The organism is Streptomyces sp. NPDC051664 (assembly GCF_044453545.1).
Classification (GTDB): Bacteria; Actinomycetota; Actinomycetes; order Streptomycetales; family Streptomycetaceae; genus Streptomyces.
On the sequence record NZ_JBITCU010000013.1, the window covers coordinates 99,588 to 111,869 of the forward strand.

Consider the following 12,282-nt stretch of genomic DNA (forward strand, 5'->3'; position numbering starts at 1 on the left):
CGTGGCGGACCTTGCTCCGGATGTCGAGTCGAGGCCGTTCTGGGACGGCATAGCCGCGGGAGAGCTGCGCCTGCAGCGTTGCGGCGACTGCAGTCGTGCGGTGTTCTACCCGAGGTCGCTCTGCCCGCACTGCTTCGGTGACCGGTTGGAGTGGTTCACTTCGCCGGGAACCGGCACCGTCTACTCGTACACCGTCGCGCACCGCGCCTTCAGTCCGTCCGCCGGGGAGCCTCCTTACACGGTTGCGCTGATCGACCTCGACGAGGGCGTGCGGATGATGTCCAGGATCGTCGGCGGGGACCGGGTGCGCATCGGCGACCGCGTCGAGCTGGAGATCACCCGCCTGGGTGGCGACGACTCTCCGGAGCTGCCGTGCTTCCGGGTGGTGGAGGCGATATGAGCGCGCCCACCACGCAAGCGGGTGCCGAGGCCATGCGCGCGCTGTTCGCCCCGAAGTCCATCGCCCTGGTCGGAGCCACCGACAAGTCGGGCTGGTCGCTGGCCACGTTCGACAACCTGCGCAACCACGGCTTCTCAGGACAGGTGCATCTGGTCAATCCACGCACCGAGGTGGTGCACGGACAGCGCGCCCATCGCAGCCTCTCGGACATCGGCGAGCCGGTCGACATGGCCTATGTCATGGTGCCGACACCCGCTGTGCTTCCGGTACTTCGGGAAGGCGCCGGTCTGGGCATCCGGAGTTACGTGGTGCTCACCGCGGGCTTCGGCGAGACGGGTCCGGAGGGCAGGCGCCGGGAGGAGGAGATCCTCGACTTCGCACGCGAGAACCGGCTGACCGTACTGGGCCCCAACGGGAACGGCTACATCAACGCCACGGCCGGGACGACCCCCTACGGCCTGCCGATCCCGGCGCCGCTGCTCGGCGGCCCGGTGGGCGTGGTGCTGCAGAGCGGTGCCCTGGCCAGTTCCATACTCTCCTTCGCGCAGGCCCGGAACGTGGGGCTGAGCCTGCTCACTTCCATGGGCAACGAGACGATGGTGTCGGTCACCGACGTCATCGACTACTTGGTGGACGACCCGGCCACCAAGGTGATCGCACTGTTCCTGGAGTCCGTGCGCCACCCGGAACGGTTCGCCCGCGCCGCCCGCCGGGCCGCCCGGGCCGGCAAACCGATCGTGGCGCTCAAGATCGGGTCGAGCAAGATCGCCTCGCACACCGCGCAGGCCCACACCGGGGCACTGGTGGGGGACGACCGCGTGATCGACGCCGCGTTCGGGCAGCTGGGTGTGGTCCGCGTCCGTTCGCTCGAGGATCTGATCATCACGTCCGGGCTGCTGGCCCAGGTCGGCCGGATCGACGGTCCGCGGATCGGCGTGGTGACACCCTCGGGCGGGGCCTGCGAAGTCATCGCCGACCGGGCCGAGCAGGAGGGACTCGAGCTGCCGCCTTTCGCTCCGGAGACGGTGGCGCGGCTGAAGGAGATCCTGCCCGGCTTCGCGACCGTGCAGAACCCCCTGGACGTCACCGGGTACGTGGTGGTGGACCGGACCCTGCTCGGCCGCGCGCTGGAGGTCGTCGCCGACGACCCGGGGATCGACGCGGTCATGCTGCTGTCCGACCTCCCCCGGGTGGTGCCGACCGATCCGGCTCCGACACTGCTGCACTTCGGAGCCACCGCGCAGCGCATCCGCGACGCGAGCCGCCCGGTGATGGTGGCCAGCAACATCCTCACCGACATCACCGAATTCGGCCGTCATGTACAGGAGGAGACCGGCTTTCCGTACGTGGCCGGCGGCATCGAGCATGCGGTGACGGCGATCGGCGCGGCCGTGCGCTGGTCCCGGGAGTTGCCGCGGGCCGTCGCAGGCCCGATGGGGCCCGCGCCGGATCCCCGGCCGGTGGTACACGGCCCGACCTCCGGGGTGTGGACGGAGTACCGGGCATCGCAGCTGCTCTGCGACAACGGCATCCCGGTCGTGCCTTCCGCCCCGGCCGCAACGGAGGACGAAGCGGTGGCGGCGGCCGACCGGTTCGGATACCCCGTGGTGCTCAAGGCAGTTGCCGACGGCCTCGGGCACAAGAGCGACATCGGTGGGGTCCGGCTGGGACTGGGAGGAGCCGACGAAGTGCGCCGGGCCCACCGCGAAGTATCTGCCGTCCTGCGGGAACGCGGACTTACCGGCACCGGGACCCTGGTGCAGCCGCAGCGCAGCGGCGGTGTGGAACTGCTCGTCGGCGTGGTCCGTGACCCCGCGTGGGGGCTGACCATGGCCGTCGGCCTCGGCGGCGTGTGGGTCGAGGTACTGCGCGACTCGGTGCTGCGGCTGTTGCCGGTCGGCGCCGACGACATACGCCGGGCGCTGGGGGAACTGCGCGGCGCCCGGCTGTTGGACGGCGCACGTGGCACCGAGCCCGCGGACCTCGACAAGGTCGCCGAGGTCATTGCCCGTATCGCCGGGCTCGCGGACGGCCTGGGACCCGGTCTCGAATCACTGGAGGTCAACCCTCTTCTCGTGCAAGGGAGTCGGGTCGAAGCGCTGGACGCGCTGATCACCTGGAACTGAGCCGCACACCTGCGGCTCCTGTCCGAGGGCCGCCGCGGTCGCCTGCTGCGACCGTGGCGGCCTTTGCCCTACCGGGGGTCCCGCAGGTACCCGCCTGCCCCGTTCACCGGACTGTCGGTACGGACCGGGTAGCGAGCGGTGCTCCACCCCGAAAGGGAAGACCACAGCCCCGGGACGCAGCCGGGAGACATGCACCGTCCTGCCCCCGGCACGGCGGCGCGAGATCGATCGAAATCTCGTCACAGAGGGAAATTCTGTTCCGCGGCTCCGCCTGCGACCACGGGGCGGCACCGGTGGAACCAGCCGGAAATCCACTCGCAGAAAGGTCAGAGCGATGAAGCTCTCCTACGTACGCGAACTCGACGAATACCCGACCGGCGGGCGCCGGATGCGGATCCTCACCATGGCCGTACTCGCCGTCCTGATCGGGTCCTACGAGGGGCAGATCGCCCCCGTGGTTCCGCTGCTCCTCAAAGACCTTCACATGTCCCTGGCCACCTACGGCACGGTGTCCGCACTGGCCACCGTCGCCGGTGCGCTCGCCTCGGTCCTCGGCGGGCGGCTCACCGACAACCTGGGCCGGGTGCGCCTGCTCATCCCGCTCATGCTGCTGACGACCGTCTGTTGCCTGGCGATGACCGCGGTCCACTCGCCGACGCAGCTGATGCTGGCCCGAATCGCACTGTCCGTCATCGACGGAATGGCCATGGCCGGCACCGCCCCGCTGGTCCGCGACTTCTCACCCCGGATGGGCCGCGCGCAGGCGTTCGGCTTCTGGACCTGGGGGCCTGTGGGGGCCAACTTCCTGGCTGCCGCGGTCGCGAGCGCCACTCTGCCGCTCTTCCACGACTCCTGGCGCTCCCAGTTCGTCATCATGGCCGCGTTCTCGCTCGTGGTCTCCCTCGTGATCGCGTTCAACATCGCCGACCTCTCACCGCAGTTGCGCGCGCGTATCCAGCAGACCGAACGGCAGGCGTTCACACCGGACGGCCCCGGCACGGCGCCCCGGGCCCGAGACCTGCTCACCCACCGCACCATCTGGGCGCATGTCGTCGGCATCGGACTGTGGCTGATCCTCTACCTGACGCTTTCCTTGTACGGCCCGACGATGCTCGCCCACTCCTTCGGCCTCGGCGCGGCCAACGCGTCGGGGATCATGTCGGTCTTCTGGGTACTCAATCTGCTCACCGTCGTGGTGAGCGGTCGGATCTCGGACCGGCTGCAGTTGCGCAAGCCGATCTGTGTGGCCGGCACGGCCGCGGCAGTGGCGATCACCGGCTATCTGGTGATGTTGATGGGTCGTCAGGACGTTTCTCAACTCCATCTGATGCTCACCGGCGCGCTGCTGGGCGGCGCACTGGGTGTCGCGTACGGGCCGTGGATGGCGAACTTCTCCGAGGATGCCGAGGACATCGATCCGCGGCTGCAGGGCAGCGCCTGGGGCCTGTTCGGATTCGTCTCCAAGGGGGCGGCGGTCCTGGCCCTGTTCGCCGTGCCGCGCGTGGTGGAGAGCAGCAGCTGGCACACCTGGATGATCACCGCCATGTGCTGCATGGTGCTGTTCATCCCGGCGGTGCTGCTGTTCCACGGGCCGTGGCGGCGTACGGGCACCGAGGCGATTCCCGTACTCGCACCGACCGTGGGCAGGGGCGCGGCGGACTGAGATCACGGTGCCTTGCCGACCGGTTCCTCGCTCGGCCGGTTTCCTCCGGTGGTGACGCCCGTCGCCCGGTGCCGGCCGAGCGAGGCGATCACCGACAGTGCGGAGATCGCCGTCATGACCAGCAGGGCAAGCCGGTATCCGGTGACCAACTGCGCGACTCCGTGCGAGGAGACGTCGGCGATCGTACCGGCGAAGACGTACTGCCGCAGGCCGACCGGCAGCGGACTGGTCACGAGCGACATGGCCAGCGCCGTGCTCACCACGACACCGGTGTTCTGCACCATCAGGCGCATCGCGTTGACGATTCCGATGCGCCGGGACGAAACCCCGTCCAGCAGGGCCGTGGTGTTGGCCGGCATGAACATTCCCGATCCGGCACCGATGAGGACCAGTCCGCAGGCGATCGGCGGGTAGCCGGTGTCCACCGACATGTTCAGCAGCAGGAAGAGCAGGCCCGCGGTGCCGGTGGAGGTCCCCAGCAGTGCGATGGTGCGCGGCGCCAGTCTCGCGTGCAGCATCCCCGAACATGCCGAGGCGATCATCGCGGCCACCGACAGCGGCAGCACTTTCAAGCCGGCCGACACCGGGGACTCGCCGTGCACTGCCTGATAGAACAAGGCGATCAGCAGCACCACCGCCATCCGCGCCACCGAGTTGAGGAACGAGGTGAGCAGGCCGAGCGCGAAGGGCGGGTCCCGGAACAACGTCACGTCCATGACCGGGTGCGGACTGCGTAGCTCGATCATCACGAACAGCGGTACCAGCACGACGCATATGGCCAGGCAGGCAACGACCACGGGATCGGTCCAACCGTTCTCACCGACCTGGGACAAGCCGAACAGCAGGCTTCCGAGGCTGATCAGCACGAGCAGATTGCCCGTCGCGTCGATGCCGCCGTCGCGCGCCCGGCCGCCCACCTTGCGCAGCGCGACCGCACCCCAGGCCAGACACAGCAGCCCGATCGGCACGTTGTACCAGAACACCCACTGCCAGCCGAACCGGTCCGTCAGAAAGCCACCGAGGGTCGGTCCCACCAGTTGGGCGACGGAGAACGAAGCGATGTAGATGCCCATGCCCCGCCCCAGCTGACGCTGCGGGAACGCGTCGGCGAGCAGGGCCGCACTGTTGGTCAGCAGCATCGCACCACCGGCGGCCTGTACCGCCCGCAGGCCGATCAGGTACCACACGCCGGGCGCGAAGCCCAGGAGCAGACTGGCCCCGGTGTACGTGGCCAGACCGAGCAGATACATGGTGCGGCGCCCGAACATGTCCGCCAGCCGGCCGAACGCGACCATCAGCCCCGTATTGGTCAGCATGAACGACAGCAGGATCCAGTTCGCAGCTGTGGCGCTCGCATCGAAATGTCGCACCACCTGCGGTAATGCGACATTCAGTGAGCTGCTGCCCAGCGCCGTCAGGATGCTCGCCAGACTGACGACCGACAACGCGCGCCAGGCGTAGCGAAGTTGGGCCTCCTCGGGTCCGGACATGGGCGTTCCTCCCAGGATGCGAATTGTAAATCAGAATACTAGAACTCCATTCTGTTCTGGGTGTCCTGAAGGAACCGGGCGCGGAGCGGGTCCGGTTCCTGGCGGGTCGTGCGCACCGTGATGCCCGCCGACCCGGGACGGTGGGCGGGGCGACGGCATGGCGGGAGGGCGGGATCTCTCGTGACGGACATGGAGATGCCGGACGTGGGGATTCCGGGGCTGCGGCGAAGAGCCTCGGAAACCCTGGGCCGTGCCGGACACCTCCCGCCAGGCGTCGCGCGCCGGGGCGGGATCTGTCGGGCACGGCCCGGCGTGAAGGCGCCGTTCAGCGCATCTGACGCCGGACCAACTCGTGGAGCCGACCGTTGGTGTCCGCGAGAAGTTCGGCGGGCGGTCCCTGCTGCACGACACGGCCGTCCGACATGACGATCACCCGGTCGGCGTCCAGGACCGTGGAGAGCCGATGGGCGATCACGATGCGCGTGGCGTTCAGCGAGCGGGTGCTTTCGATCACGATGCGCTGCGTCTCGTTGTCGAGCGCACTGGTGGCCTCGTCGAAGAACAGGATGCGCGGACGCCGCACGAGTGCCTGGGCGATCATCAGACGCTGGCGCTGACCGCCGGAGATGGAGCCGCCACCGGCGATCATGGTGTGCAGACCCATCGGCATGCGCTTGATGTCCTCGGCCAGACCTGCCATCGCGGCGGCTTCCCACGCCTCTTCCTGGGTGAAGACCTCGGCGCCGCAGATGCAGTCCAGGATCGATCCGGTGAAGGGCTGGGCGTTCTGCAGGACGACCCCGCAGCTGCGGCGTACGGCCGCCTGGTCGAGGGAGGCCAGGTCCTGGCCGTCGTAGAGAACACTGCCCGACACCGGCTTGTCGAAGCCGATGAGCAGCCTCAGCAGCGTCGACTTGCCGCAGCCGCTGGGGCCGACGATCGCCACGAACTCGCCGGGTCGCACCTGCAGGGACACATCGTCGAGGACCAGCGGACCGTCATCGGTGTACCGGAAGGAGAGACTGCGTGCCTCGATCTCCCCGGACAGGACGCCCGGCTGGGTGCTGGCGCCACGCACCTCGGGGGCCTCGTCGAGCACCGGTTTGATCTGCTCGAACATGGGCAGCGCCGCCGCAGCGGAGACGAACGCACCCGTGAGCTGGGTGATGGACGTCAGCAGCATGGTCACGGACGTGTTGAAGGTCAGGAACGCGCCGGCCGACATCGACCCGCGAGCCGGACCCGCCAGCAGAACGAACATGGCCAGCGAACACAGCGGCAGATACACCGCGTTGAGGACGGTTGTCAGATTCTTGATCCGGCCCGCGCGCTGCTGCAGTTCGCGGCTTCGGGCGAACTCCCCCGCCCACGCCGCGTACGCGAAGCTCTCTGCCGCGGCGACCCGCAGTTTGGGCAGCCCGCGCAGTGTCTGGAACGCCTGGTTGTTGAGCTTGTTGCTGAGCTCGACCAGCCGGCGCTGCCACCGCAGCTCCCACAGCCCCATGGTGAGGAACACCGCGGCTATGACGATCAGCATCGCGATCGCCGTACACGCCAGCGGGACGCTGAAACAGAACAGGAGGACGAGGTTCATCGCCCCGACCGTGCCCGCCTGCACAGCGATCGGACCGATGCCGGACAGCACCCGGCGGATGGCGCTGATGCCCATCGCCGCGCTCGCCAGTTCACCCGTGGATCGCTCGGTGAAGAATTTGGTCGGCAGACGCAACAACCGGTCCCACACGGCAGGTTGGAGCGTGCTCTCGATGCGCCCCTCCATGCGCAGGATGGTGAGGTTCTGCATCAGCATGAAGACGGCCGAGACGATGCTCGTGATGATGACGGCCAGCGAGACCTGCACGATCAGGCTGTTCTCGGCGTTGGGTACGTAGACGCCGAGCACCTGTCCCGTCGCGATCGGCACCAGCGCGCCGAGGGCGACCGTCACGACTCCCGCCAGCGCCAGGTTGCGCACGTCGGGCCGGGTACCGCGCAGACTGAACCGCAGCAGCTGCCACTTGCCCATGGGCCGTTCCGGCAGCGGGCGGTAGAACATGACCGCACGCTGTTCGAACTCCTCCGCATTGGCCGCGTCGACGCGGGTGCGCCGGCCGGTCACCGGGTTCACCGCGTCGTACCCGCCGCGGCGCCACAGCAGGGCGACCGGAGCTCCGCTCGCGGCCCGGTGCCCCACCAGGGGCCCGGTGTTCTCCCGCCACCAGCGGCGGTCGAGCCGGACCGGGCGCGTACGGATCCGCGAGCCGACCGCGACACGCTCGACCGGATCGATCCGGTCGCTCACCACACCGCTCTTCGACGGCTCCGAGAGCGTGATCCCGGCCGCCTCGGCCACGAGCCGGCACGCGGCGTACGTCGCGTCGTCGCTTGCGCCCGCCGCACGTGAAGAGGTTCTCCGGGAATGCCCGATGGAGGAGAGCAGCGTCCGGTCGGCCTCGTCGCGGACGGTTTCGCCCGCCTTGATGCCGGCTGCCGTGCGGTCCTCGTGCGCGAGCTCCAGCCGTTCGATCCAACGGTCCAGCGCGGACAGCAGCCGGTACTGCTGGCTCACCATGGCCTGCCACATCGCGCCGTCGATGAGCAGGTCGCCTGCCGCCTCCGCGCTGTACGCGGCGCCGTACTGCATGCTGCCTGGGGAGACCGGCAGCCACAGGATGTCATCGTCGGCCACCGTCTCGTCGACGGTGGTCCGGCCGTCCAGCGGTGCTTCGAACAGCACCCGCCGACTGCGCCCGACGCCGAGGGCCACGGCGTGTTCGAGCAGGCTCAGAGCCGTGTCCCCGGTGTCGTACCAGCTGCGGTACTGACCGTCGTACGCCGCGGCATCCGCGTACTCCGGCCGGTACAGCTCACGCAGCGGGATGCGGCGCAGCACACACTCCTGCAGGGGCCTGCCGATCAGTGTGTGCCGCGGTCCCTCGACGGGACCCAGCAGCAGCGTCCCGGGTTCCAGCCGGCCGAGGAAGTGCCAGTGGCCCTGTTCCGCCGCGTCGACCGCGAACAGGTCCAGGGCGCCGCCCACGACGAGCCACAGCACCTGCGGCCCCTCCAGCGAGAGCCTGCGCAGACCGTGGCAGTCGACCTGTTCGCCGAGCCCTCCCAGGGCGCCGATGACCGCGTCGTGCTCTGCGGGGGACGGGTGCGATCCCGCGCCCTCGAGATGGTGAACGGATGTCACCTCAGTGCTCCTTGACCAGCTCGGCGTACGGACCTCCGGCGGCGACCAGGTCCTCGTGCCGGCCCCGTTCCACGACGGAGCCGTGGTCGAGGACCACGATCTCGTCGCTGTCGCGCACCGTGCTCAGCCGGTGCGCGATCACGACACACGCGCAGCCGCGCCGCCGCAGATTGTCGATGATGATCTGCTCGGTCTCCGCGTCCAGGGCGCTGGTCACCTCGTCGAGAACGAGGATGCTCGGCCGGCGGACGAGCGCCCGGGCGATCTCCAGGCGCTGCCGTTGCCCGCCGGAGAAGTTGCGGCCGTCCTGCTCCACCCGGCTGTGAATCCCGCCGGGGCGCCGGGCGACGACCTCGTACAGGGCGGCGTCCTCCAGGGCGGCGACGACGGCGTCGTCCGGGACCGACGGGTCCCACAGCGCCACGTTGTCCCGCACGGTGCCCTCGAAGAGGAAGATGTCCTGGTCGACGAAGGAGACCGAGGCGGCCAGCGCACTGCGGGAAATGTCCTCCAGACGTTGCCCGTCCACCCGGATCGTGCCCTCCCACGGGCTGTAGAGCCCCGAGATCAGCCGGGAGACCGTCGACTTGCCGCTGCCGGATCCACCGACCAGCGCCACCTGCTGTCCCGGCCCGACGGACAGCGAGAAGCCGGTGAGCAGCGGTTTGTCGAGCGGGCTGTAGCCGAAGGTGATCTCTTCCAGCGTCACATGGCCCTTGAGCCTGCGCGTGCTCGCAACCGGTTCGGGGCGCGAGTACAGCGAGTCCACCGGGAAGTTCTCGACGTCCTTGAGACGGGCCACATCGGCGGCGAAGTCCTGCACCCGGCCCGCCACCGAGTTCAGCCGTGCGACCGGAGCCGTGAAACGGGTCACCAGCGCCTGGAACGCGACGAGCAGACCGATCGAAATATGGCCGTCGACGGCCCGCAGCCCTCCGATCCACAGAATCAGGGCGCTGTTGAGGGTCGCGAGCGCGGGGGCGACAACACCCAGCCAGGCGCTCGGCACACCGAGGCGCTGCTGTTCCTCCAGCGTGGTCGCGTGCTGCCCCGCCCAGCGGCGGAAGTATCCGTTCTCGCCGCCGGTGGCCTTCATCGTCTCGATCAGCTGCAGCCCGGTGTACGAGGTGTTGGTCAGCCTTGCGCTGTCGGCCCGCAGCTTCTGGGCACGGGTGGCCCGCAGGCGCACGACGATGCGCATCGCCACCACATTGAGCAGCGCCAGCCCCACGCCGATGACTGTCAACTGCGGGTCGTAGATCCACAGCAGGGCTGCATAGAGCAGGACGACGACTCCGTCCACGCCGACGGCCGTGAGGTCGCGGGCCAGCGTCTCGGCCACGACATCGTTGGACTGCAGTCGCTGGACGAGATCGGCGGGGCTGCGCTGGGAGAAGAAGGTGACCGGCAGCCTGAGCAGATGCCGGAAGAAACGGGCACTGCTGAGTGTGGAGGAGATGATGCGACCGCGCAGCAGGTTCGCCTGCTGCAGCCAGGTGAGCACGACGGTGAGCGCCACCATGGTGCCCATGGCCGCGAACAGGACGCTCAGCAACGACGTCTGATCGCCGATCAGGAACATGTCGATGTACGCGCGGCTCAGTGCAGGCAGCGTCGCGCCGACGGCGACGAGCAGCAGGCTCGCGAGCAGCGCGGCCAGCATCGTGCCCGAGGTGCCGCGCAGCCGCGCGGGCAGGGCGCCCATGATCCCGGGCTTCCTGCCTCCGCGGCGGAACCCGTCGCCGGGCTCGAGGACCAGGACGACGCCGGTGAAGCTGGTGTCGAAATCCTCGGCCGTCACGAAACGACGGCCCTTGTCCGGGTCGTTGATGTGCACGCCGCGCCGCCCGAAGCGGCGGCCCATGCCGTCGTACACGACGTAGTGATTGAACTCCCAGAAGAGGATGGCGGGTGCCTGCACCTCGGCGAGGGCCGTCGGCTCCATCTGCATGCCCTTGGCCTGCAGCCCGTAACTGCGCGCCGCCTTCAGCACATTGCTGGCCCGCGATCCGTCGCGCGAGACGCCGCAGGCGATGCGCAGCTCCTCCAGCGGTACATGACGGCCGTAGTGACCGAGCACCATGGCCAGCGAGGCAGCACCGCACTCCAGGGCCTCCATCTGGAGAACGGTGGGGCTGCGTACGGTCTTGGCCTTCTTGCCCTTCGGTGCCGGCCGCGGACCCGAACGTCGCCTGCTGCCCGGCGCGTTGTCCGGCCGGTGCCGGCCGCGGCCGGGAGGCGGCAGCTGCGGTGCGGCGGGAGAGGTGTGCGGTGCGGTCACGGGAGCAGCCAATCGATCGGACGCTGGTCGGCCAGGTGGACGGCGCCGGTGGCCAGGGTCATGGAGTCGATCGCGTACGGAGGGCCCTGGGCCGACGACCACCGGTAGCCGGACTCCGTGGCGGACGACCGGTCGAGCCGCACCAGGACCGCCACCGGCCTGCCGTGCTGCGAGAACTGCTCGCCCAGCTGGCCGTCGCCGAGAAAGCCACTGATCTGCCGGGGTGTCTGCGAATTCCTGCCGACCGCGGCCACACGACCGCGCAGCACTCCGTACTTCTGGGCCGGCACCGACTGGGCGGTGAGATCCACGGAGGCGCCCACCGCAATGCCCGGTCCGCTGTCGCCCGGCACATAGAGCATCACCATCAGAGGATCGTCGGCGCCACGGGTCCGCTCCACACTCGCTACGTCCGCACCGGTGGTGACCACCGCTCCGATCGAGGCCGTCAGGGCGGTCACCCGTCCTGCGGCGATCGTGCGGACGACCCGGTCGCCCTGTTCGGTACGGACCTTGAGCAGCGGTGCGTCGGCGGGCAGGGTCTCGCCTTCCTTGGCGAGTACGGCGGTGACTTGGCCTGCAACAGGGCTCTGCAGGATGTAACTGCCCCGTGCGTGAGTGAAGATGCCGGGTGCCTGGAGTGTGGACGAGACGGTTCCGGTCACCGCCCAGAAGCCGGCGGCGGCCATGACGAGCACGGTGATGCCGAGGGCGAGCCGGCCCTGCGGGCGCGCGAAACGTACCGGCAGGTCGAGTTCCTCCGGCGACTGCAGCTTGGAAAGGGCCTGTTGGCGGAACTGCACGGAACTCTTCCCTTGCTGTCAGGTGTGAGCAGTGAGCCCCGGAACCATGAGGTTCCGGGGCTCACGGGCCGTCTCAGAGACCGGCGATGAGACCGGTGGCCAGGCCGGTGACGGCACCGGCGTTGACACCGGTGGTCGAGGTGGCGAGGCCGGTGACCGAGCCCACGACGCCGGAGACCGGGGCCACGGAGTCGACGGTGCCCGTGACGTTGCCGAGCAGGCCGCCGACGAGACCGCCGGACACGTTGTCGAGGTCGTTGTCGGAAATCTCGAGGGTCTCGACCTGGGGGGTGTGGTTCATGATGAAGGCTGCCTTTCAGCTT

Annotated in this window: 8 protein-coding genes; 3 read left to right on the forward strand and 5 right to left on the reverse strand. The window is 69.2% G+C overall.

The window, feature by feature from the left end; translation table 11 throughout:
* The first annotated feature begins 1 nt into the window (after position 1).
* The 3 genes from ACIA8E_RS24155 to ACIA8E_RS24165 all read left to right on the forward strand — a co-directional run bounded on the left by ACIA8E_RS24155 (position 2) and on the right by ACIA8E_RS24165 (position 4,189).
* Positions 2-400, forward strand: coding sequence for a Zn-ribbon domain-containing OB-fold protein (locus ACIA8E_RS24155; RefSeq protein WP_399301394.1), 399 nt, complete (start codon positions 2-4; stop codon positions 398-400).
* A complete protein-coding gene (locus tag ACIA8E_RS24160) occupies positions 397-2,526 on the forward strand; it encodes an acetate--CoA ligase family protein (protein WP_399301395.1) in 2,130 nt (709 codons plus the stop codon). The genes ACIA8E_RS24155 and ACIA8E_RS24160 overlap by 4 nt, the downstream gene beginning before the upstream one ends.
* 334 nt (positions 2,527-2,860) lie before the next feature.
* Positions 2,861-4,189, forward strand: a complete 1,329-nt coding sequence (locus ACIA8E_RS24165; protein ID WP_399301396.1) for an MFS transporter — start codon at positions 2,861-2,863, stop codon at positions 4,187-4,189.
* Between the two features lie 2 nt (positions 4,190-4,191).
* On the opposite strand, the gene ACIA8E_RS24170 is transcribed toward ACIA8E_RS24165, so the two are convergent.
* From ACIA8E_RS24170 to ACIA8E_RS24190, 5 genes are all read right to left on the reverse strand, one after another.
* Entirely contained in the window at positions 4,192-5,679 is a 1,488-nt protein-coding gene (locus tag ACIA8E_RS24170) for an MFS transporter (protein WP_399301397.1), read from the reverse strand.
* Between the two features lie 325 nt (positions 5,680-6,004).
* Positions 6,005-8,875 (reverse strand): NHLP bacteriocin export ABC transporter permease/ATPase subunit, encoded by a 2,871-nt coding sequence (locus ACIA8E_RS24175; RefSeq protein ID WP_399301398.1) that lies wholly within the window; start codon positions 8,873-8,875, stop codon positions 6,005-6,007.
* A 1-nt stretch (position 8,876) separates the two neighbouring features.
* Positions 8,877-11,156 carry an NHLP family bacteriocin export ABC transporter peptidase/permease/ATPase subunit gene (locus tag ACIA8E_RS24180; RefSeq protein WP_399301399.1) on the reverse strand — a complete coding sequence of 760 codons (2,280 nt, stop codon included), beginning with the start codon at positions 11,154-11,156 and terminating at the stop codon, positions 8,877-8,879.
* On the reverse strand, positions 11,153-11,959 hold the full coding sequence (locus ACIA8E_RS24185) for an HlyD family efflux transporter periplasmic adaptor subunit (RefSeq protein ID WP_399301400.1): 807 nt from the start codon (positions 11,957-11,959) through the stop codon (positions 11,153-11,155). Before ACIA8E_RS24185 ends, ACIA8E_RS24180 begins: the two co-directional genes overlap by 4 nt.
* 73 nt (positions 11,960-12,032) lie before the next feature.
* The gene (locus ACIA8E_RS24190) at positions 12,033-12,260 is read right to left on the reverse strand and encodes a type A2 lantipeptide (protein ID WP_399301401.1); all 228 of its coding nucleotides are present in this window, start codon (positions 12,258-12,260) and stop codon (positions 12,033-12,035) included.
* Between the last annotated feature and the right edge of the window lie 22 nt (positions 12,261-12,282).

Excerpts from the sequence above, each read along its gene's own strand:
- ACIA8E_RS24165 (WP_399301396.1), top strand. The coding sequence starts at position 2,861 with ATGAAGCTCTCCTACGTACGCGAACTCGACGAATACCCGACCGGCGGG.
- ACIA8E_RS24160 (WP_399301395.1), top strand. The coding sequence starts at position 397 with ATGAGCGCGCCCACCACGCAAGCGGGTGCCGAGGCCATGCGCGCGCTG.
- ACIA8E_RS24170 (WP_399301397.1), bottom strand. The coding sequence starts at position 5,679 with ATGTCCGGACCCGAGGAGGCCCAACTTCGCTACGCCTGGCGCGCGTTG.
- ACIA8E_RS24190 (WP_399301401.1), bottom strand. The coding sequence starts at position 12,260 with ATGAACCACACCCCCCAGGTCGAGACCCTCGAGATTTCCGACAACGAC.